A 21,089-nucleotide genomic window follows, 5' to 3' on the forward strand; every position below is an offset into this window, starting at 1 on the left:
GCTCGCGGCTGGCGCCGCTCCTACAGCAAAGCCACCCGCCGTTGGCGCCCCCCGTAGGAGCGGCGCCAGCCGCGAGCGTTTGAAGGCGACATGCGGCAGGGCCCGTGCGCTCAGCCGCTCACTACCGAGCGGTTGGTGATGATGCGCGCATCGACCACGGCGTAGCCCTCGGGATAGGCGATCACCGGGTTGAGATCCAGCTCGGACAGCTGCGGATAGGCGCTGACGATGCTCGATACCTTGAGCAGCAGGTCGACCAGTGCCGCCTTGTCCACCGCCGGCTCGCCACGAACGCCGGCGAGAATCTTGCGGCCCTTGAGCTGATCGACCATGGCCTCGGCGTCGTGGCGCGACAGCGGGATGGCACGGAAGGCGACGTCTTCCAGGATCTCGACGAAGATGCCGCCGAGGCCGAACATCAGCACCGGGCCGAAGATCGGGTCGCGCACCACTCCGACGATGACCTCGGTGCCCTTCTTCGCCATCGGCGTCAGCAGCACGCCGCGGATGTCGGCGTTGGCATCGTAGGCGCGGCAGCTCGTCATGATCTGGTCGTAAGCCTCGCGCAGCGCTGCCTCGCCCACCAGGTTGAGCTTGACGCCCCCCGCGTCCGACTTGTGCAGGATGTCCTTCGACACCACCTTCATCGCCAGCGGCTGGTCGCCGAATTTCGCCGCCGCCGCGGCGAGCTCGTCGGCGTTGTGGGCGACGACTTCCTCGGCCACTGCGATGCCGTGCTCGCGCAACAGGGTCTTGGCCTCGAATTCGTAGAGGTCACGACCCTCGTTCTGGGCGCGGGCGAACATGGCCTGCATGCTTTCCAGCGGGGTGACGCCCACCTGCAGCGGCTGGCCGTGCTGGTGCTGCAGGTAGATGCCGCGCTCGGCCAGCGCCTGCAGCACCTTCACCGCATGCTCGATGGAGGAGTACACCGGCAGCCCGGCCTCGTGCAGGCGGCGCAGCGCCGGCGGCTTGACCGGCGCGTACAGGCTGTAGATGACCAGCGGTTTGGCGCTGCGGCGGGCGAGCTCGATCATGGCTTCGGCGGCGCGCATCTCGCCGCCGAGCAGGGACTCGGCAAAGCGGGTGTGGTAGCCGCCGAACATGCCGACCAGGAAGACCGCGTCGACGTTGTCATCGTCGGCCACGATCTCCATGCAGCGCGCGAGCACCTCGGGGTCGGCGTCCGACGTACCGGCGACGTCGATCGGATTGGCGAGCGAGGCCTGCGGGAACAGGATGTCCGCCAGGCGCTTGCGCGTGGCCGCAGACAGTTCGGCGAGTTCCAGCCCGGCGTCGGACAGGCGGTCGGAGGTGATCGTGGCCTGGCCGCCGCCGTCGGCGATCACCGCCACCCGGCGTCCGCGCGCCTGCTGCATCAACGCCAGGCCTTCGGCCACCGGCAGGATCTGGTCGGAGTGGCGCACCACGCTGACGCCCACCTGCTTGAGCAGGTCCACCGTCATCTCGTAGCTGCCGGCGAGCGCGCCGGTGTGCGAACTGGCGGCCTTCTTGCCGAGTTCGGTGGCGCCGGACTTGTACACCACCACCGGCTTCAGCGGCGTGATCTCGCGTGCCGCCTGCAGGAAGCGCTGGCCGTCGCGGAAGCCTTCCACATACAAGGTGGCGACGCGGGTGTTCTCTTCCTCGCCGAGGTAGCGCAGGTAGTCGTTGAAGCCGATGTCGGTCTGGTTACCGGGGCCGACGTAGGTCGAGAAGCCGACGTGGCCGTTGTTCTCCGCCTCGAGCACCAGCGCGAGCAGCATGTTGCCCGACTGCGAGATGAAGCCGATGTCGCCCGCCTTGACGTTGCGCAGGTCGAGCAGATTCACGTTCTTGTGCAGGTTGAACATGCCCGAGGTATTGGGGCCGATGATGCGTACGCCGCCGGCGCGGGCGGCATCGAGCACCTGCTGCTCGAGCTTCGCGCCTTCGGGCCCGGTCTCGCGGAAGCCGCTGGCGAGGATCACCGCGCCCTTCACGCCCTTGCGCCCGCACTCCACCAGCAACCCAGGCAGGGTCGCCGCCGGGGTGCAGATCAGCGCCAGGTCCACCGGGCCGGGAATGTCGTCGAGCGAGGCATAGGTGGGGACGCCGAGGATCTCGGGCACCTTGGGGTTGAGCGGGTAGATCCTGCCGCGGTAGTTGCCCTTGATGAGGCCGACCATGGCCTTGTAGCCGCGCTTGGTGGGGTCGGCCGAGGCACCGACGATGGCGATCGAATCGGGCGCAAGGAAATCGTGCAGCGGGCTCTTGTGGACAGGCATGCTCTGGGTCGTATTCTCGGTCATCGTGTCATTCCCCCTTGAAGACGGGTGCGCGTTTCTCGGCGAAAGCGTCCACACCTTCCTGCCAGTCCTTCGTGGTACCGACGAACATCATGCCTTCGAGCTCGGCGGTAAGGCAGGCATCCAGCGTGCGCTCGGCCGACAGGTTGAGTTGCTCCTTGGCGAGCTGCATCGAGAACGGCGCCTTGCTCGCCACCTTGAGCGCAAAGGCACGCGCCGCGTCGAGGAAACCCTCGTCGGCGAACACGCGGTTGGCCAGGCCGATGCGCACCGCCTCGTCGCCCTTGATGCGCTCGCCCAGGAACACCAGCTCACGCGCCTTGGCCAAGCCCACAAGGCGCGGCAACAGCCAGGTCACGCCACCACCGAGGAAGTTGCCGATGGATATCTCGGGCAGGCCGATCTGCGCACTCTCGGCCATCAGCATGAAGTCCGAGGCGATCGCGATCTCGGCACCCGCACCCAGCGCGTAGCCATTGACCGCGGCGATCACCGGCGTCTTCATGTGCAGCAGGCGGTGGCAGACGTCCTGCTCGCCCTTGAGGTACTGGCGGCGATCGAAGGCGGTGCGTCCCGCCTTGTGCGCCTTGAGGTCGGCGCCGACACAGAAGGCGCGGCCCTCGCCGGTGATGAGCACGACGCGGGCGTCGCCATCGGCCTCGGCGCGGTTGAGTGCATCGTTGAGCTCGTCGTAGAGCTGCTGGGTGACGGCATTGAGGCGCTGCGGACGATTCAGCCGGATCTCGGCAATGCCGTCGGAGACGTGGTAGAGGATGGTTTCGTAGCTCATGGCGTGGTCTTGCCCTTCTCTGGGGTGGGGAGCGAGTCGGCAGGGTGTGCCGAAGAAGCGGAATGGTCGGCGGTGGCCGGCCGATTCTGGGTAAAGGGTGCGGCGCGGGCCGGTACAGCCGCGGCGCCAGGCTTGCGCAGGAGGACGACGTCCTTGCCCGGCACCTCGCACTGCCAGCCGAAGCGCTCCGCCAGGTGGCGGAAGGTGGATTCGCGATAGAACACCACATGGGTCGGATCGCGACGGTAGTGCCAGCGCGCAAAGCGCGCGTCGTCGGTCTGGAAGCAGGTCATGACGCCGAGCCAACCGCCCGGGCGCAGCATGGCGTCGAGGCGGACGAACTCCTCCGCCGGGCGGTGGAAGTGCTCGACCACCTCGGTACACGTGATGAAGTCGTACTGCGCGGACAGCGCAGCCTCATGCGCGGCAAAAAAGGGGTCGTACAGACTCACTGCATGCCCCGCCCGCTCCAGCAGCGCCGCCAGCGCAGGCCCCGGGCCGCAGCCGTAGTCGAGCCCCTTGCTGCCTGCATCCAGGCGGGCGATCAGCGGCTGCGCCAGCCGCGCCAAAAAACGCACATAGCCTGGGTCGGCGGGGTCGTTGCGATGCAGCAGGTACTCGGCGCGCTCGCGCGCTGCACCGGGGCGTTGCGCCGGCAACACGAAAGTCGCCTCGCAAACGTCACAGCGCTGGTAATCACGCCCATCCACATGCATGAAAGGGCGCGTAACGGGGTGGAGGCAGACCGGACAGCCGAATGCGGCTCCCGGGGCGTGCAGACTCATGGTCGGCATTCTAACCAGCCCTGGCCGTGCTGCCCATGATGGAAATCCCGCAATCGCAAGCTGCCTCAGGCGTCGACTCGCGGAACGACAAGCGGGCGGATGCGCGTGATCGGCATCCGCCCGCTTCGTGTCAGGCCCAGTCGTCGGGCAGGATCAGAAGTGCCACTCCAGCTGGAAGGTGGGCGCATCGGTGTCGATGCCGGGCTTCTCGACCCCGTTGCCGTAGGCATGGTTGCCAAACTTGTTGCGCCAGTACTCGTAACCGACGCCCATCAGGAAGGTGTTCTTCGTGCCCCAGGCCATCTGGCCGACATCGACCATCAGCGCGGCACGCATCAGCGTCTCGGTGCGCGTCTTCACGCCAGCGTAGTCGCGCCCCTTGTCGCTATTGACGTTGATGAAGCCCTGGAACTTCAACGGCACCGAGCCGGCGCTGAACGGGATGCCCCAGGCCGCGCTGATGATCCACTGCGGATCGAAGCTGATGTCGCTGCGTGGGCAGGCCGGCGCGCCCAGACCGCAGTGGTTCCACTCCTTGCCGTAGAGCAGGCTCACGTCAAGAAAGCCCGGGACGTCGAACTTGAGCGTCGGCCCGACCACCAGCAGGCGCTTGCGCGGCGCAAAGCGCGTGTTCTTGGTGTTGAGGTCGAACCCGGCGGTGATCGCCACCTCCTTGACCGGGCCGAAGGCCAAGCGCTTGTCCAGCAGCTTGCCCAGATGGACCTGATGGCGGTAGGTCAGGTAGAACTCGGTTGCACCGTTGGTGCTGCCGCTGGCGGGGTCGGCCTTGTCCGACTGCAGCATGTCGACGTTGATGAAGTTCTGCCCGACCGAGTAGCCGCTGGCGTGAGTGAGCTGCAGCACATGCTTCTCGACCGCCCTGGTGTTCGTCGGCTCGCGGAACTCCGTGCCGTAGCGGTAGCCGACGAAGGTGTCGCTCCAGGTCGCCGCCTGGCCGGTAGCCGGCACCGCCGCGAGCAGGCAGGCTGCGCCCACGGCCTTCAAACACGTGTCGAATCTTGTCATTTTCTGTCTCCGGATGATTCCCTGGGTGTGGCGTCCGTGCCGTCGCAGCGTTCGCGGCGCCAATGTATCGGGGACATCCGTCGACAAGCCTGAGCCGCACTTATAGTGCGCATAAGCAAACCCGATGCTCACCACACCCGGAGCATGTCATCAACCCGACCCGGGCGTTGCCGTGTATGGTAAGGGTCTTGCCGCATGCGCCGCACCATGGCGGCCCTCGGGGCCTGCCTCTGAATGAGGGGAATCACCATGAACGAAACGCTCACCGCCACCGAAGCCCTGCCGACCGAAGCCGAGATGCGGGCCGCGCCGGCAACGGAATACATGAGCGCCAGGCAGCTGGCCTTCTTCCGCGAAAAGCTGATCCAGGAACGCGACGCGCTGCTCGACTCGGCCCACCGTACCACCCTGCACCTGCAGGAGTTCGAGAGCACGCCCGACCCGTCCGACCGCGCCTCGCTGGAGGAAGACCACACGCTCGAACTGCGCGTGCGCGACCGCGAGCGCAAGATGCTGCACAAGATCGACGAGGCGCTGGCACGCATCGACAACGGCAGCTATGGCTGGTGCGAGGACAGCGGCGAGCCGATCGGCATCCCGCGGCTGCTCGCACGCCCGACCGCCACGCTCAGCGTCGAGGCGCAGGAGATCCACGAGGCCCGGCGCAAGATGCGCGGCGGCTGAGTGAACGCTGCAGCCAGAATGGCCGCGGGGAGGACCGCGAAGCAGGCAGTGATCGAATCGATCTTGCTCACCGCTGCGCGCGTATGCACCTTCGACGGTCAGGTAGCACTGACCAACGCGAGCGGTTTCTTCTTCGCACGCGGTCACCGCCTGTTTCTGGTCACCAGCCGCCACGTGCTGCACGATGAGGCGAGCAAGCACTTCCCCGACCGCATCGAGATCGAACTGCACGACGACGCCAACAACCTGGCGCACTCGACGGGCTTCTCCATCCCGCTCTACCGCAACGGACGCAGCATCTGGCGCCAGGGCACGGACTCTGCTGGAGAGATCGACGTCGCCGCGATCGAGCTGGAGCAGGGTGCCCTGCCCGCCGGTGCGGCCTACCGCGCGTTCACGCCGGCTCATCTGCTCGGCCGCTTCGATCAGGTCGAGGTCGGCAGCTCGTTGCTGGTCGTGGGCTTCCCGCTCGGCTTTCACGACACCCTGCACCACATGCCGGTGGTGCGCCAAGCGGCAATCGCCTCGTCCTTCGGACTGCGCTTTCAGGGCAAGGGTTACTTCCTCACCGACGCCCGCACCCACCGCGGCACCAGCGGGGCGCCGGTGGTGATGCGCTGCACCAGCGCGGATCCGCGCCACGGCGACCTGCCGTGGCTGTTGCTCGGCGTACATTCGGCCCGCCTCGACGTCGGTACGCGCGATCTCGAGCTTGACGAGGCCCTCGGCCTGAACTGTGCGTGGTACGCCGACATCCTGATGACGCTGACGGACATGTGACGCGCGCGGCCACAGGCAGTCGCGGAGCTCTCAGGGCCGTGCGAGCCTGGCAAACTGGGCGACCGCCGCTGTTCGCGTCTCCACCCCCAGCTTCTCGTAGATGTGCTCGAGATGCTTGTTAACCGTGCGCGGGCTCATGCCGAGGATCTCGGCCACATCGCGGTTGGTCTTGCCGCGGGCGACCCATCCGAGCACGTCCATCTCGCGCTGCGTGAGCGGGTTGGGCAAGGCCGGAGCGGCTGGCACGGGGGTCTCGCCGCGCCCCTGCATCGCGGCATTCATCTGCCGTGACACGCGCAGGTGCGCCTGCAGGCGCGCCACCAGCTCGTCCGGCACCACCGGCTTGACCAGGTAATCGACACCGCCGGCCGACAGCCCCTCGACCAGGCGTTCGGTCTCTGCCAGGCCGGTCATGAAGATCACCGGCACGGTCGCCATGCCTGCGGCCTGCTTGAGCCGGCGGCAGGTCTCGAAACCGTCCATGCCGGGCATGCAGGCATCGAGCAGTACGGCGTCGGGGGTGATGCGCTCGAGCCGCTTCAGCGCAGTGGCGCCGTCGGTGGCAACCAGGACGGTGTAGCCGGCCTCGTCCAGCGCTTCGGCGATCATGCGCACCGTATCGGGCGCATCGTCGATCAGCAGGATGACTTCGCGCTCAGGGCGCGATGGCGTCGGGGCAGTCATCGTCGGCTCCATCGAGGGTCTGGATGAGGGTGTCGAAACGCAACGCCAGTGTGAGCGCGCGCAGCGCCTGCAGCGGGGCATGCAGTTCGGGGTGGCGGCGCTCGAGCTCGTCCAGGCGGCGCACCAGACCCTGCAGGTGGCCCAGCTCGGCGAGGTCGCGCAGCTCGGCCCGCACCTGGGCGGACAGCGCCGACGCCGCCTCGGGCTCGTCTGCAGCAGTATCGGCAGGTGGCGGCAACACCGCCTCGGGCGCAGGCGCCGCGCCGGCCGCTTCGGCGTAGATCCACGCCAGCCCCAGCCAGGTGCTCAAGCGCGCGAACAGCTCGGTTTCCAGCACCGGCTTGACGATGAAGTCGTCGCAACCAGCGGCCTTGCGGCGGTCGGGCAGGTTCTCGTAGGCATTCGCCGACACCATGACGATCGGGCCCGCATGGCCGGCATCGCGCAGCTGGCGACTCAGCGTCCAGCCGTCGGTCACCGGCATCGACACATCCAGGAACACCAGGTCGGGGGCAAAGTCGGCCAGCTTTCGCCGGGCGTCGTCGGGGTGGTCCGACTCCTCGACCAGAAAGCCGCGCGGGCGCAGCATGTCGGCGATCAGATGGCTTTGCGCAGGCTGGTCGTCCACCACCAGCAGCTTGCGGCGCGGGCCGAAGTAACCCAGGATCTCGCGCTCCGGCCGCGTCGCCACGCGCGGATGCGCCACCCGCGGCAGATGCAGCTTGACGCGGAACACGCTGCCCTGGCCCGGCGTGCTGCTGACGCTGAGCTGCCCGCCCGCGAGCTCGACCAGCAGGCGGGTGATGGTCAGCCCCAGGCCAGTGCCTGGCGCGCTCGGCGGCTGGTTGCCGGTGCCGCGCTCGAAGGGCTCGAAGATGCGCTCCAGGTCCGCCTCGGGAATGCCGCAGCCGGTGTCGCGGATCTCGAACACGGCGATCTCGCTCTGGTAGGTGATCTTGAGCACCACCTCGCCGCGCGCGGTGTAGCGCACCGCGTTGACCAGCAGGTTGATCAGCACCTGGCGCAGGCGGCTGGTGTCGCCCTGCACCACCTCGGGCATGCGACCGGCGAACTCGGTACGGAACGCCAGCCCCTTGCGCTCGGCCTCGAGGCGGATCGTCTTGTCGACATGGGCGAGGAATTCGGCAAAGCGGAACTCCTGGCGGTTGAACTGCAGGCGTCCGGCCTCGATGCTGGCGATGTCGAGCAGGCCGTCGATCAAGGCCAACAGGTGTTCGCCGCTGCGCTGGATGGTGGAGATAGCCTCGCGCCGGCGGCGCGGCAGGTCGGTGTCGCGCAGCATGATCTGGGAGTAACCGAGGATGGTGTTGAGCGGCGTGCGCAGCTCGTGGCTGATGCCGCGCACGTAGCGACTCTTGGCCGCGTTGGCGGCCTCGGCATCTTCCTTGGCGCGCTGCAGCTTGGCGTCGGTGTCGCGGTGGGCCTCGATCTCGCGCAGCAGCAGCTGGTTCTGGCGCTCGGACTCCTCCTGCGCCACACGTCGGCTCTCGTTGGCCAGCACCAGCCACCACACCCCCACCGCAGCGAGCAGGACGAGCACCGCGAAGATGCGCAGGAAGGCCAGGCCGAGGTCGGTCGCACCCACCTCGGCGGCGATCAGCTCCTGCTGGTACACCAGCGCGACCACCGCCGCGATCACCAGGGTGGACACGAAGAACACGAGCGCAAACTGGCTGACCCGGCGCGCCACCCGCGCCGACATCGACGACGGCATCCAGCCGGCAAGCCAGGGCGCGAGCCGCGCCAGCGGCCCGGGCTCGGGCTTGCAGCGGTCGCCGCAGCGCGCATCCAGCGTGCAGCACAGCGAGCAGATGGCGCCACCGTAGGCCGGGCACTGCGCCATGTCCTCGGACTCGAAGTGGTTCTCGCACACCACGCAGCGCAGCGGCTGGGCGGCCTGCCAGCGCATCTCGCGCGGCCGCGCCAGATAGAAGCGGCCGCGCGTGGCCCAGGCGATCAGCGGCGCCAGCGCGAAGGCGGTGAGCAGCGATATGAAGGGCGCGAACGCCTGCGCGAACGGCCCAAGCGAGCCGCCGAAGGCGACGATGCCGAGTACCGAGCCGGCAAGCATCGCCCCCACCCCGACCGGATTGACGTCGTACAGGTGCGCGCGCTTGAACTCGATGCCGCGCGGCGACAGCCCGAGCGGCTTGTTGATGACGAGGTCGGCCACCACCGCGCCGATCCAGGCCACGGCGACGTTGGCGTACACGCTGAGCACGTGCTCGAGCGCCTCGAACACGCCCAGCATCATCAACATGAGCGCGATCAGCACGTTGAAGATCAGCCACACCACCCGCCCCGGATGGCTGTGGGTGAGGCGCGAGAAGAAGTTGGACCACGCCAGCGAGCCGGCGTAGGCATTGGTCACGTTGATCTTGACCTGGCAGATGATGACGAAGATCGCAGTGAGCATGATCGCCGCGCGCGGGTCGTCGATCACGTGCTGGAAGCCGGCCAGGTACATCTGGGTGGGCTGCACCGCCTTCTCGGGCGGAATCATCGACTGCAGGGCGACGAAGGCCAGGAAGGCGCCGCCCACCATCTTCACCGCACCGGGGATGATCCAGCCTGGCCCGGCGGCCACCACCGCGGCCCACCAGCGCACCCGGTTGCCCGGCACCGGGTGGGGCAGGAAGCGCAGGAAGTCCACCTGCTCGCCGATCTGGCAGATGAGCGCAAAGGCGACCGCGCAGCCGGCACCCACCGCGAGCAGGTTGAAGTCGTTGCCATGGCGCCCGCCGAAGGTGGTGAAGGTCGCATACAGCGCCGGGTCGGACACCAGCACGAAGAAGAACGGCGCCAGCAACAGCACCACGAACACCGGCTGCGTCCAGGCCTGCAGGCGGCTGATCCAGGTGATGCCGTGGGTGACGAACGGGATCACGATCAGCGCGCTCACCAGGTAGGCCCACATGATCGGCATGTCGAACCAGAGCTCGAGCGCGAGCGCCATGATCGCCGCCTCGATGGCGAAGAAGATGAAGGTGAACGAGGCGTAGATCAGCGAGGTGACGGTCGAACCGATGTAGCCGAAGCCGGCGCCGCGCGTCAGCAGGTCCATGTCGAGCGCGTAACGCGCGGCGTAGTAGGCAATCGGTAGCCCGGTGAGGAAGAGCACCAGCGCGACCAGCCCGACCGACCACATCATGTTGATGAAGCCCCAGTTCATCGCGATGGTGGCACCGATGGCCTCGAGCGCCAGGAAGGACACCGCCCCGAGCGCGGTGTTGGAGATGCGCGAGAACGACCACCTGCGGAAGGTCTGCGGCGCATAGCGCAACGCGTAGTCCTCCAGCGTCTCGTTGGCCACCCAGCCGTTGTACTCGCGGCGGATGTGGATGATGCGCTGGGACGCGATAGGGGCGGCGTCGGTGGCGGGGCTAGGGCTCATCCTTGACTATAAGCAAGGACCATTCCGACTGGACCCGACCGCGCCATACACAGACGCGACAAGGGCTGCCGCGCGCCGCCTGCGCCAGCAGTCACCACGGCCGTGCAGGCGGCGCACCATCACGGTGCATGGAAACCGCCTGCGCCCTGGATGCTGCAGCGCAGCACCCGCCACCTGATCCTCCTCCTCCGCCCTGCGCATCCCTATACGTCGTTTGACGTATTCGCACGCAGGGCCCGGCTCATTAGCTTGTGCACCGCAGCGAGACGAAACGTCGAGCCCCGCCCGACACGACCCGCTACCCCTGCCCATACGCCTACCGACCAAGGAGCGATCCATGTCCGACAAGCACCTGCAATCCTCCCAGCGCCGCAAGTTCATGCTCGGCGCCGCCGCCCTCCCGCTTGCCCTTGCGATGTCGCGCATGGGCCACGCTGCCGCACTGCCGACCGCCCAGGTCAACACCACCGGGCTCGCGATCACCGACACCGAGGTCGTGGTCGGTCAGCTGCACTCGGCCACCGGCACCATGGCGATCTCCGAAACCGGCTCGATCCAGGCCGAGCAGCTGGCCATCGACCAGATCAACCAGATGGGCGGCATCCTCGGCCGCACCATCCGCGTCATCAAGGAAGACGGCGCCTCCGACTGGCCGACCTTCGCCGAGAAGTCGCGCAAGCTGCTGGTCAACGACAAGGTCGCCGCGGTGTTCGGATGCTGGACCTCGGCCTCGCGCAAGGCGGTGCTGCCGGTGTTCGAACGCGAGAACGGCCTGCTCTACTACCCCACCTTCTACGAAGGCCTGGAGCAGTCGAAGAACGTCATCTACACCGGCCAGGAGGCCACCCAGCAGATCCTCTACGGCCTCGACTGGGCCAAGCAGGAGAAGGGCGCGAAGACCTTCTTCCTGGTCGGCTCCGACTACATCTGGCCGCGCACCTCGATGAAGATCGCGCGCAAGCACATCGAGGCCTTCCAGGGCGGCAAGGTGGTCGGCGAGGAGTACTACCCGCTCGGCAACACCAACTTCAACTCGCTGATCAACAAGATCAAGATCGCCAAGCCGGACTGCATCTTCGCCGCGGTGGTGGGCGGCTCCAACGTCGCCTTCTACAAGCAGCTCAAGGCCGCGGGCATCACCGCCAACCGCCAGTTCCTGCTCACGCTGTCGGTGACCGAGGACGAGATGCTGGGTATCGGCGGCGAAAACTTCGAAGGCTTCTATGCCTCGATGAAGTACTTCCAGTCGCTCGACAACCCCAACAACAAGGCCTTCGTCGAAGCGTTCAAGGCCAAGTACGGGCCGCGCGCGGTGATCGGCGACGTGACCCAGGCGGCCTACCTCGGCCCCTGGCTGTGGAAGGCCGCGGTGGAAAAGGCGGGCAGCTTCGACGTTGCCAAGGTCACGGCCGCATCGCCGGGCATCGAGCTGCCGACCGCGCCCGAGGGCTTCGTGAAGATCCACGACAACCATCACCTGTGGAGCAAGGCGCGCATCGGCATGGGCCAGGCCGACGGCCAGTTCAAGGTGGTCGCCGAGTCGCCCGAGCTGATCGAGCCGGATCCCTTCCCCAAGGGCTACCAGTAAGCCCGCCCCGCGGGGTCGCGACCTGCACCGGCCGCGGCCCCGGTACCCGGTGACTGGCGCCGCCTGCCGGGCCCGCGCCACACCGCACCTTCCCTCCAGAGGTCCGTCATGACATTCGACGAAATCTTCCACATCACCCTGATGCAGGGTTTCGCCGGCCTGAGCCTGTTCGCAGTGCTGCTGCTGATGGGCCTCGGGCTCGCGATCATCTTCGGCCAGATGGGCGTCATCAACATGGCGCACGGCGAGTTCATGACCATCGGCGCCTACACCATCTTCCTGATGTCTGCACTCACCGAAGCCTACGCGCCCGGGCTGATGCAGGCCTATTTCCCGCTCGCCATCGTGTGCGCCTTCCTCGCCGCCTTCGCCTTCGGCTGGCTGGCGGAATGGGCGCTGATACGCCACCTCTACAAGCGCCCGCTCGACACCCTGCTCGCCACCTGGGGCCTGTCGCTGGCCATGCAGCAGACCTTCCGCTCGGTGTTCGGGCCGAAGGAAGTCAGCCCCACCCTGCCCGACTGGCTGATGGGGTCGTGGGAGATCACCGAGGGCCTCGACATCCCGATCAACGGCATGTTCGTGCTCGGTCTCACCCTGGTCGTCACCGGCGGCGTGCTGCTGGCCATGTACAAGTCGCGCTGGGGGCTGCGCGTGCGCGCCACGGTGTCGAACCGGACGATGGCCAACGCCATCGGCATCGACACGCGCAAGACCGACCGCCTCACCTTCGCCATCGGCTGCGGCATTGCCGGCGTGGCCGGCGCCGCCTTCACCACCATCGGCTCGACCGGGCCGACGAGCGGCTCGCTGTACATCGTCGACGCCTTCCTGGTGGTCACCTTCGGCGGTGCGGCCAGCCTGTGGGGCACGGTGGTCTCGGCCTTCGGCATCGCCCAGACGCAGTCGATCTCGGAGTTCTTCCTGTCCGGCTCGATGGCCAAGGTCCTCACCCTGCTGCTCATCGTCGGCATCCTGATGATGCGACCGCAAGGCCTGTTCGCCGCCAAAGTGCGTCGCTGAGCCTGGCTGCATAACCGCATACCCGTTCGGAGAGCCTGAAAATGGATGCAATCAAACACTGGCTGACACGAGGCGGCTACGGCAGCCTCCTGATTCTCGCCGTCCTGCTGCTGGTGGTGTTCCCGCTGGCGATGGACCTCTTCCGCCTGAACCTGGTGGGCAAGTACCTGACCTACGGCTTCGTCGCCATCGGCCTGGTGATGTTGTGGGGCTACGGCGGCGTGCTCAGCCTGGGCCAGGGCGTGTTCTTCGGCCTCGGCGGCTACGCGATGGCGATGTTCCTGAAGCTCGAGGCGTCCGACCCGGAGAGCACCAAGATCCAATCCACGCCGGGCATCCCCGACTTCATGGACTGGAACCAGCTCACCGAGCTGCCGTGGTGGTGGGAACCGTTCAACTACCTGCCCTTTGCGCTGTTCGCAGTGGTCGCGGTACCCACGCTGCTCGCCTTCATCATCGGCTACGCCATGTTCAAGCGCCGGGTGGGCGGGGTGTACTTCGCCATCATCACCCAGGCGGTGGCGCTGATCCTGACCGTGCTCATCATCGGCCAGCAAGGCTACACCGGCGGTGTAAACGGCATGACGGACCTGCGCACCCTGATGGGCTGGGACATCCGCACCGACGAGGCCAAGTACACGCTCTACTTCGTCACCGTGTTCCTGCTGCTGGGCTCGATCATGCTGTGCCGCTGGATCCAGCTCAGCAAGCTCGGCACCCTGCTGCTGGCCATGCGCGACAAGGAAGACCGCGTGCGCTTCTCGGGCTACGACGTGTCCATGTTCAAGGTCTTCGCCTTCTGCCTCGCCGCGGCACTGTCGGCCATCGGCGGCGCAATGTTCACGCTGCAGGTCGGCTTCATGTCGCCGTCCTTCGTCGGCATCGTGCCCTCGATCGAGATGGTGATCTTCGCCGCGGTGGGCGGGCGCATGAGCCTGGTCGGTGCGGTGTATGGCGCGCTGCTGGTGAATTTCGGCAAGACCTACTTCTCCGAGAGCTTCCCCGACCTGTGGCTGTTCCTGATGGCGGCACTGTTCATCGGCGTGGTGATGGCCTTCCCCAACGGTCTGGCCGGCCTGTATGAGAGCCACGTCAAGCCCTGGCTGACGAGGCGCAAGGCGGCGCCTGCCACGACCCCGGAACCGCCTGCACCCGGTGCGGAAACGACGGCCAACATCGCCAGCCCGACCAGCAAGATCAGTATCAGCACCAAGGTCAGCAGCCAGTCCGCCTGACGAACCAGGGAGCACAGCACCATGAGCAATACCGACTTCGTACTCGCAGTGGAAGGCCTGACCGTGTCCTTCGACGGCTTCAAGGCCATCGACGACCTCAACCTCTATGTCGATCGCGGCGAGCTGCGCGTGGTCATCGGCCCCAACGGGGCCGGCAAGACCACCCTGCTCGACCTGATCTGCGGCAAGACCAAGGCCTCGGCCGGCAGCATCAAGTTCAAGAACACCGAGATGACCCGGCTGCCCGAGCACATGATCGTGCGCGCCGGCATCGGGCGGAAGTTCCAGACCCCGTCCATCTACGAGAACCTCAGCGTGTTCAAGAACCTGGAGGTGTCCTTCCCGCGTGGCCGCGGCGTGTTCGGCGCGCTCGGTTTCAAGTGCGACGACGCCGTGCAGGCCAAGGTCGACGAGGTCGCCGAAATGATCGGCCTGGCCGACCGCCTCGACCTCGAAGCCGGCCTGCTCTCCCACGGCCAGAAGCAGTGGCTGGAGATCGGCATGCTGCTGATGCAGGACCCCGAGCTGCTGATGCTGGACGAGCCCATCGCCGGCATGAGCGCACGCGAGCGCGAGCTCACCGCCGACCTGCTCAACCGCATCTGCCAGAACCGCTCGGTGATCGTCATCGAGCACGACATGGATTTCGTCGCCCGCATCGCCCACAAGGTCACGGTGATGCACCAGGGCAAGATCCTCGCCGAAGGCTCGATGGACAAGGTCCAGTCCGATCCCAAGGTCATCGACGTCTATCTAGGCCACTAAGCCTCCTCGGAGAACACCATGCTCAAGGTATCCAACCTCGTCGTGAACTACGGCCAGAGCGAGGCCCTGCACGGCATCTCGTTCGCCGCCGAACGCAATGAAGCCGTCGCCATCATGGGCCGCAACGGCATGGGCAAGACCACGCTGTTCAAGTCGCTGATGGGCGTGCTGCCGCTGAAGTCGGGCAGCGTCGAGATCGACGGCCTTGAAGTCGGCAAGGACGAGAGCTTCCGCCGCGTGGCCAAGGGCATCGCCTACGTGCCGCAGGGGCGGATGATCTTCCCCACCCTCACCGTCGAGGAAAACATCCAGACCGGGCTGGAGAACGCACGCTCGCGCCGGGTGCCGGACGAGATCTATTCGCTCTTTCCGGTGCTGTGGGAGATGCGCAAGCGCAAGGGCGGCAACCTCTCGGGCGGCCAGCAGCAGCAGCTGGCGATTGCGCGCGCGCTCGTCACCGACCCCAAGGTACTGCTGCTCGACGAGCCCACCGAGGGCATCCAGCCCTCGATCATCAAGGACATCGCCAAGGCGCTCAACGAGATCCGCAAGATCCGCAAGATCACCATCGTCGTGTCCGAACAGGTCCTCTCCTTCGCGATGGACGTGGCCGACCGCCTGTTCGTCATCGAAGGCGGACGCCTCGTCCATGAAAGCGCGCGCGCCGACACCGACGAGGCCCACATCAAGCAGTTCCTCTCCGTGTAACCCACCAAAAAGAGGTGTGCCATGCCTGAAACACTGATCAAGGTCGACCTGAAGCAGTCCCCCTACGAAAACGAGATGGTGCACAACCGCTGGCACCCGGACATCCCGATGGCGTGCTGGGTGAAGCCCGGCGACGACTTCATCCTCGAGACCTACGACTGGACCGGCGGCGCCATCAAGAACGACGACGACGCAGCCGACGTGCGCGACGTGGATCTCTCCACCGTGCACTTCCTGTCCGGCCCGGTGGGCGTGGAAGGCGCCGAGCCCGGCGACCTGCTGGTGGTCGACCTGCTCGACATCGGCGCCAAGGACGACAGTCTGTGGGGCTTCAACGGCTTCTTCTCCAAGAACAACGGCGGCGGCTTCCTCACCGAGCACTTCCCGCATGCGCAGAAGTCGATCTGGGACTTCGAAGGCATGTTCACCAAGAGCCGCCACATCCCCGGCGTGCGCTTCGCCGGCCTCATCCACCCGGGCCTCATCGGCTGCCTGCCCGACCAGAAGATGCTCGACATGTGGAACGAGCGCGAGGTCGACTTCATCGCCACCCAGCCCGACCGCGTGCCGCCGCTGGCCAACCCGCCCTGCGCCCCCACCGCGCACATGGGCAAACTCCAGGGCGAGGCCCGCGACAAGGCCGCGTTGGAAGGCGCCCGCACCGTGCCGCCGCGCGAACACGGCGGCAACTGCGACATCAAGGACCTCTCGCGCGGCTCACGCGTGTTCTTCCCGGTGTATGTGAAGGGCGCCGGCCTGTCGGTGGGCGACCTGCACTTCTCGCAGGGCGACGGCGAGATCACCTTCTGCGGCGCCATCGAGATGGCCGGCTGGGTTCACATGAAGGTCAGCCTGATCAAGGGCGGCATGGCCAAGTACGGCATCAAGAACCCGATCTTCAAGCCCAGCCCGATCACGCCCAACTACAAGGACTATGTGATCTTCGAAGGCATCTCGGTCGACGAACAGGGCAAGCAGCACTACCTGGACGTTCACGTCGCCTACCGCCAGGCCTGCCTCAACGCCATCGAATACCTGAAGAAGTTCGGCTACTCCGGCGCCCAGGCCTACTCCATCCTCGGCACGGCACCGGTGCAGGGCCACATCAGCGGCGTGGTCGACATCCCCAACGCCTGCGCCACGCTGTGGCTGCCCACCGAGATCTTCGACTTCGACATCAACCCCACCGCCGAAGGGCCCACCAAGTTCATCAGCGGCGGCGTCGACATGCCCATCGCCTACGACAAGGTCTGAGCCCGCATCAACCGCGGCCCCTTCCACCGCAGCCCGCCCGCCGCCGTAGCCCGCGCGGCGGGCCCCGCCACCGGGATCCCACCATGCCGACCTACGAGTACTTCTGCGAAGACTGCGGCGACTTCTCCGCCCTGCGCCCCATGAGCGCCCGCAACGAACCCTGCGCCTGCCCCCACTGCGGCGCCGCGTCCTACCGCGTCATGCTCAGCGCGCCCACGCTGGCCACGATGGACGGCGCCACCCGCAGTGCGCATGCCACCAACGAACGCGCGGCCAACGCGCCGATGACCAGCGCGGAGTATGCGACGCGGCACAAGCACGGGCCGGGGTGCGGGTGTTGTGGTGGGAAACCGTCGAAATCGACCGTCAGGGCGGCGGATGGGTCGAAGGCGTTTCCGACGAAGAGGCCGTGGATGATCAGTCATTGAGGGGGGTCGAAAGCGATCCGCTTGCCAGGGCGTTGCGCGCGACGGCGGGAACGAGGTGGCTACAAATCGGCTAGGCTATGGCAGGATCTGCCCGATAGCACGCTGTGGGCGTCTTCCCGACGGCCGTTGGTCGCCACCGTTTAAAAAAGTAGACCTGGATCAGCAGCAATCCACCCGTGAGCCTGTCGTGACCGCTCATTTCTGCTCCCTGATCTCTCTCAGGGTGTGCCTGGCTCGCGCGAGTTCGAACTGACCGATGTCTTTCGCCAACTGCGCGCCAAGTGGGGGAGTCAGTGCGGAAAGCACTCGCTCGTGCCTTTCGAAAAGCGCCACCGCCTCGGCGTCGCTGGCAGCCAGCAGGCTATCGAGCTCGTCGAGGATTACTTCGACTTGAGCTGTTTCGGTGTCTGCCTCGGGGGCGGCCTTCCGTCTGCTCGTCCAGGGTGTCAGCGCGACAGTGAGCATCTCGAGCCCCTGCTCGATCGCGTCGACCATCGGCAGGAGGGTTTCAGGTGGTGAGTCCGGATGTTCCCGCAAACGCTGCTCCAGCACTGCCGCGTCTGACGCGATCTGCATCGCGCCCACATTGGCCGCGCTGCCCTTGATCGCATGGGCGAGAAAACGCGTGCCGGTGTCGTCACCAGCGCCAATGCTGGCGCGGAGCTTCGCGGTTTTTCTGGTTCCGGTCTCGGCGAACATGACGAGAAGGTCGAGATAGGTGTCCTGCCGCCCGTCCAGTGTCGTGAGACTTCGCTCCAGACTCATCTTCGGCAGCAGACTCAGCCGTTCCAGGCAACCGCCAGCCGCCTCGCGGTCGCTCGGGGACATCGCGGCCTGCCCGTCGCGGGGGCTTGCAGGCGATCGCCCGGGCGTGCCCGAGGCGTGTTTGCCCAGCCACTTGAGAATCACCGAGTAGAGGGTCGCCGGTTCTGCGGGTTTGGCCACGAAGTCGTTCATGCCGGCTTGCAGGCAGGCTTGCTTGTCCTCGGCAAAGGCATTGGCCGACATCGCGATGATCGGTACTTCTGCCCAGCCCGGGAGTTTGCGGATCTCGCGTGTGCTATCCAGGCCGTTCATCCTTGGCATCTGCATGTCCATCAGGACCAGATCGAATGATTGTCGCTCGGCCTTCGCGATCGCCTCGACACCGTCGGCGGCGGTGTCGGCGAGCAGCCCGGCGCTGTGCAACAGGGCCAATGCAACCTCGCGATTGACCGGGTTGTCTTCCACCAGCAGGATGCTGGCGCCGGCGTAGGCGGTACGCAGCATCGCTTTTGCGTTTGGGACCGCTACGGACTCGGGCGGATGCTCGCCCTGACCCCGCTTCAGACGCGCGGTGAACCAGAAAACACTGCCTTGCCCGGGTACGCTGTCCGCGCCCACCTCGCCGCCCATCAGTTCGGCCAGATGCCGGGTGATGGCCAGGCCCAGGCCGGTGCCGCCATAGCGACGCGTCGTGCTCGTATCACCTTGCTCGAAAGGCCGGAACAGTCGCTGCCGGGTTTCGGCTGTGAAACCGGGGCCGGTGTCCTCGACCTCGAAGCGCAGGTGAAGCGCGTCGTCCGCGGCTTCGAGCAGTCGTGCGCGAATCACGACCTTGCCACGCTGGGTGAATTTCACGGCATTGCCCGCATAGTTGAGCAGCGCCTGCCGCAGCCGTGTGGTGTCTCCACGCAGCCAAAGTGGCACGTCGTCCGGGTCGATCTCGATGGTCAGGCCTTTTTCGCGGGCGGTCTGGCCGATGATGGAAGCGACGTTGGCGAGCAGGGTCGACAACGGAAAGTCGGTTTCCTCGAGCCGCAGGCTGCCCGCCTCGATCTTGGACAAGTCCAGGATGTCGTTGATGATGGACAGAAGGTGGCGTCCGGCGGAGTCGATCTTGGCAAGCCGGTCTGCCTGGGTCGGCGTGACCTTATCCTCCCGCAACAAATGGGTCAGCCCGATGATCGCGTTCATCGGTGTGCGGATTTCGTGGCTCATGTTGGCGAGAAACGCGCTCTTCGCCCGATTCGCGCCTTCGGCGAGCTCGCGCGCGGCTTCCAGCTCCTCGGTGCGCGCTTCGACCATGTCCTCGAGTCCATGCCGATAGGCGTCCAGTTCGGCCCCGATGCGCTTTTTCTCGGTGATGTCCTCCTTGACCGCGACGTAGTGGGTGATGCGACCGTCGGGCTGACGCAAGGGGCTGATGATCGCAAACTCTGCGAATATCTCGCCGTTCTTGCGTCGGTTGATGAGCTCACCCTTCCACACCTGACCCTGGCGCAGTGCTGCCCACAACGAGGCGAAGGTTTCCTTTGAGGTCTGGCCGGATTGCAGCACGCGCGGATTGCGTCCCATGACATCGTCGCGGGTGTAACCGGTCTGTCGCACGAAGGTTTCGTTGACAAACTCGATGCAACCGTCGATATCGGTGATGACGACACTCTCCGGGCTTTGCTCGACCGCCATCGACAGCTTGCGCAGCGCGTCTGCCGCAGACTCGGCTCTGGACTGTGCGGCACGGGCGTCGTCCATGAGATTGAGTGCGGCAATTCGTGCGGTTTTCTGCTCCTCGAGTGCCGCGGCCAGGGTTTCTTCGTTCTGGCGCCGGGTGGTGATGTCTTCGGAGAAGATCACGATGCCGCCAACCGTGCCATCGGCCGCATTCCAGGGCCGCACTTCCCAGCGCAGCCACTGCACCCGACCGTCGACGCGCTCGAAGCGATCCGCTTCGCATGAGATCACCTCGCCCGAGAGCCCCCGGCGATGTATTGCCTTCCAGGTGTCCGGGATTTCCGGGAACACCGTGTAATGCGACTGGCCGATGACATCTTGATCACCGAGACCGTAGTCCTCGCGCCAGCGATGGGTGGTGGCGAGATAGCGCATGTCGCGGTCGAACATTGCCAGGGCAGCCGGGGCGTGGTCGATCAGCAGACGCAGGCGCTCCTGGTTGGCCCGCAGCGCGGCTTCCGTTCGCTTCTGCGCGGTGACGTCGACAAAGGTGCCCAGATAGCCGTCAGGGAGCATGATGCCCGAGATCAGCAGCTCGCGAACGATGCCGTCCTTGCAGGTCACTGAACAGACTTTAGGTTCGGTCAGATCACCGGTGCGAACATGGAGGGCAAGGTCTGCCTCCCACTCGGCCTGGACCACCGCGCGATATGCCGGATCCGGGTAAGCCAACCGCCACCACGCTTCGATGTCCGGGATGTCCGCCATGGTGTAGCCGAGCAACTGCTCGAAGCGCGCGTTGTGCGCGATGTTGCGACCGTCGTGCGCCATGTAACCCAGCGGCAGCGGGGCGAGTTCGAACAGCCGGCGGAAACGCTCCTCGCTCTGGCGCAGCGCCAACCCGGCTGCGCGGAGCTGTTCGTGCGCCTCGGCGATCTCGGTGATCTGAAGCGGCGGCGCTTCGGCCCTCTTCGCGGTGCCCGGGGGAGTGGTCAGAACCTTGATTTGCCGCGCCAGACTGCGGCTGGCAAGCGTGGCGCCGATGATGCTGAAAACCGTAGCGAGCAGAATGGCTGCACCGAGAAAGCCCATGGTGCTGTGCCAATCTGCCCAATGCACCTCCTCGGACATTTGAAGGCTGGCCCAAGCGAACCATAGCGACAGGATCAGCAGGGGGGTGACGCTGAGCCAGATGAGCCGTCG

General features: G+C 66.4%; 16 protein-coding genes. 9 read left to right on the forward strand and 7 right to left on the reverse strand.

Annotated features, from left to right (window positions below; all coding sequences use genetic code 11):
• Positions 1–110: 110 nt before the first annotated feature.
• From B447_RS06385 to B447_RS06400, 4 genes are all read right to left on the reverse strand, one after another.
• Positions 111–2,291: an acetate--CoA ligase family protein gene (locus tag B447_RS06385; RefSeq protein ID WP_002937800.1), complete on the reverse strand. Its 2,181-nt coding sequence runs from the start codon at positions 2,289–2,291 to the stop codon at positions 111–113.
• A gap of 4 nt (positions 2,292–2,295) precedes the next feature.
• Positions 2,296–3,078, reverse strand: coding sequence for an enoyl-CoA hydratase/isomerase family protein (locus B447_RS06390; RefSeq protein ID WP_002928899.1), 783 nt, complete (start codon positions 3,076–3,078; stop codon positions 2,296–2,298).
• Positions 3,075–3,740 (reverse strand): class I SAM-dependent methyltransferase, encoded by a 666-nt coding sequence (locus B447_RS06395; RefSeq protein WP_002937802.1) that lies wholly within the window; start codon positions 3,738–3,740, stop codon positions 3,075–3,077. The genes B447_RS06390 and B447_RS06395 overlap by 4 nt, the downstream gene beginning before the upstream one ends.
• Before the next feature lie 276 nt (positions 3,741–4,016).
• Positions 4,017–4,889, reverse strand: coding sequence for an outer membrane protein OmpK (locus B447_RS06400; protein WP_002937809.1), 873 nt, complete (start codon positions 4,887–4,889; stop codon positions 4,017–4,019).
• A gap of 249 nt (positions 4,890–5,138) precedes the next feature.
• On the opposite strand from B447_RS06400, the gene dksA reads away from it, so the two are divergent.
• On the forward strand, positions 5,139–5,573 hold the full coding sequence (gene dksA / locus B447_RS06405; RefSeq protein ID WP_002937822.1) for an RNA polymerase-binding protein DksA: 435 nt from the start codon (positions 5,139–5,141) through the stop codon (positions 5,571–5,573).
• A gap of 48 nt (positions 5,574–5,621) precedes the next feature.
• Positions 5,622–6,353: a S1 family peptidase gene (locus B447_RS06410; protein WP_002937825.1), complete on the forward strand. Its 732-nt coding sequence runs from the start codon at positions 5,622–5,624 to the stop codon at positions 6,351–6,353.
• Between the two features lie 30 nt (positions 6,354–6,383).
• On the opposite strand, the gene B447_RS06415 is transcribed toward B447_RS06410, so the two are convergent.
• Both B447_RS06415 and B447_RS06420 read right to left on the reverse strand, forming a co-directional pair.
• Positions 6,384–7,037 (reverse strand): response regulator, encoded by a 654-nt coding sequence (locus tag B447_RS06415; protein ID WP_002937826.1) that lies wholly within the window; start codon positions 7,035–7,037, stop codon positions 6,384–6,386.
• Positions 7,009–10,452: an ATP-binding protein gene (locus B447_RS06420; RefSeq protein WP_002937835.1), complete on the reverse strand. Its 3,444-nt coding sequence runs from the start codon at positions 10,450–10,452 to the stop codon at positions 7,009–7,011. The genes B447_RS06415 and B447_RS06420 overlap by 29 nt, the downstream gene beginning before the upstream one ends.
• 337 nt (positions 10,453–10,789) lie before the next feature.
• Here B447_RS06420 and urtA point away from each other — a divergent pair, with 337 nt between their 5' ends.
• From urtA to B447_RS06455, 7 genes are all read left to right on the forward strand, one after another.
• Complete coding sequence (gene urtA / locus B447_RS06425; RefSeq protein WP_002937837.1) at positions 10,790–12,040, forward strand: urea ABC transporter substrate-binding protein; 1,251 nt, start codon at positions 10,790–10,792, stop codon at positions 12,038–12,040.
• A gap of 108 nt (positions 12,041–12,148) precedes the next feature.
• Positions 12,149–13,063, forward strand: coding sequence for an urea ABC transporter permease subunit UrtB (urtB, locus tag B447_RS06430; RefSeq protein WP_002928878.1), 915 nt, complete (start codon positions 12,149–12,151; stop codon positions 13,061–13,063).
• A 41-nt stretch (positions 13,064–13,104) separates the two neighbouring features.
• Positions 13,105–14,298 carry an urea ABC transporter permease subunit UrtC gene (urtC, locus tag B447_RS06435; RefSeq protein WP_002937840.1) on the forward strand — a complete coding sequence of 398 codons (1,194 nt, stop codon included), beginning with the start codon at positions 13,105–13,107 and terminating at the stop codon, positions 14,296–14,298.
• Positions 14,299–14,319: 21 nt separating this feature from the next.
• Entirely contained in the window at positions 14,320–15,063 is a 744-nt protein-coding gene (gene urtD, locus B447_RS06440) for an urea ABC transporter ATP-binding protein UrtD (protein WP_002937842.1), read from the forward strand.
• 18 nt (positions 15,064–15,081) lie between these two features.
• Positions 15,082–15,771: an urea ABC transporter ATP-binding subunit UrtE gene (gene urtE / locus B447_RS06445; RefSeq protein ID WP_002928872.1), complete on the forward strand. Its 690-nt coding sequence runs from the start codon at positions 15,082–15,084 to the stop codon at positions 15,769–15,771.
• Between the two features lie 21 nt (positions 15,772–15,792).
• Complete coding sequence (fmdA, locus tag B447_RS06450; RefSeq protein ID WP_002937845.1) at positions 15,793–17,025, forward strand: formamidase; 1,233 nt, start codon at positions 15,793–15,795, stop codon at positions 17,023–17,025.
• Between the two features lie 83 nt (positions 17,026–17,108).
• Positions 17,109–17,453: an FmdB family zinc ribbon protein gene (locus B447_RS06455; protein WP_002937848.1), complete on the forward strand. Its 345-nt coding sequence runs from the start codon at positions 17,109–17,111 to the stop codon at positions 17,451–17,453.
• A 195-nt stretch (positions 17,454–17,648) separates the two neighbouring features.
• Here the strand turns inward: B447_RS06455 and B447_RS21790 are convergent, their stop codons facing one another.
• The gene (locus B447_RS21790) at positions 17,649–21,017 is read right to left on the reverse strand and encodes a PAS domain S-box protein (RefSeq protein WP_002937851.1); all 3,369 of its coding nucleotides are present in this window, start codon (positions 21,015–21,017) and stop codon (positions 17,649–17,651) included.
• Between the last annotated feature and the right edge of the window lie 72 nt (positions 21,018–21,089).

This window comes from Thauera sp. 27 (genome assembly GCF_000310125.2).
GTDB lineage: Bacteria > Pseudomonadota > Gammaproteobacteria > Burkholderiales > Rhodocyclaceae > Thauera > Thauera mechernichensis.

Bases quoted from the DNA above. Each gene is read 5' to 3' on its own strand.
- B447_RS06385 (WP_002937800.1), bottom strand. From the start codon at position 2,291: ATGACCGAGAATACGACCCAGAGCATGCCTGTCCACAAGAGCCCGCTG.
- B447_RS06390 (WP_002928899.1), bottom strand. From the start codon at position 3,078: ATGAGCTACGAAACCATCCTCTACCACGTCTCCGACGGCATTGCCGAG.
- B447_RS06400 (WP_002937809.1), bottom strand. From the start codon at position 4,889: ATGACAAGATTCGACACGTGTTTGAAGGCCGTGGGCGCAGCCTGCCTG.
- dksA (WP_002937822.1), top strand. From the start codon at position 5,139: ATGAACGAAACGCTCACCGCCACCGAAGCCCTGCCGACCGAAGCCGAG.
- B447_RS06415 (WP_002937826.1), bottom strand. From the start codon at position 7,037: ATGACTGCCCCGACGCCATCGCGCCCTGAGCGCGAAGTCATCCTGCTG.
- B447_RS06420 (WP_002937835.1), bottom strand. From the start codon at position 10,452: ATGAGCCCTAGCCCCGCCACCGACGCCGCCCCTATCGCGTCCCAGCGC.
- urtA (WP_002937837.1), top strand. From the start codon at position 10,790: ATGTCCGACAAGCACCTGCAATCCTCCCAGCGCCGCAAGTTCATGCTC.
- urtB (WP_002928878.1), top strand. From the start codon at position 12,149: ATGACATTCGACGAAATCTTCCACATCACCCTGATGCAGGGTTTCGCC.
- urtC (WP_002937840.1), top strand. From the start codon at position 13,105: ATGGATGCAATCAAACACTGGCTGACACGAGGCGGCTACGGCAGCCTC.
- urtD (WP_002937842.1), top strand. From the start codon at position 14,320: ATGAGCAATACCGACTTCGTACTCGCAGTGGAAGGCCTGACCGTGTCC.
- urtE (WP_002928872.1), top strand. From the start codon at position 15,082: ATGCTCAAGGTATCCAACCTCGTCGTGAACTACGGCCAGAGCGAGGCC.
- fmdA (WP_002937845.1), top strand. From the start codon at position 15,793: ATGCCTGAAACACTGATCAAGGTCGACCTGAAGCAGTCCCCCTACGAA.
- B447_RS06455 (WP_002937848.1), top strand. From the start codon at position 17,109: ATGCCGACCTACGAGTACTTCTGCGAAGACTGCGGCGACTTCTCCGCC.
- B447_RS21790 (WP_002937851.1), bottom strand. From the start codon at position 21,017: ATGTCCGAGGAGGTGCATTGGGCAGATTGGCACAGCACCATGGGCTTT.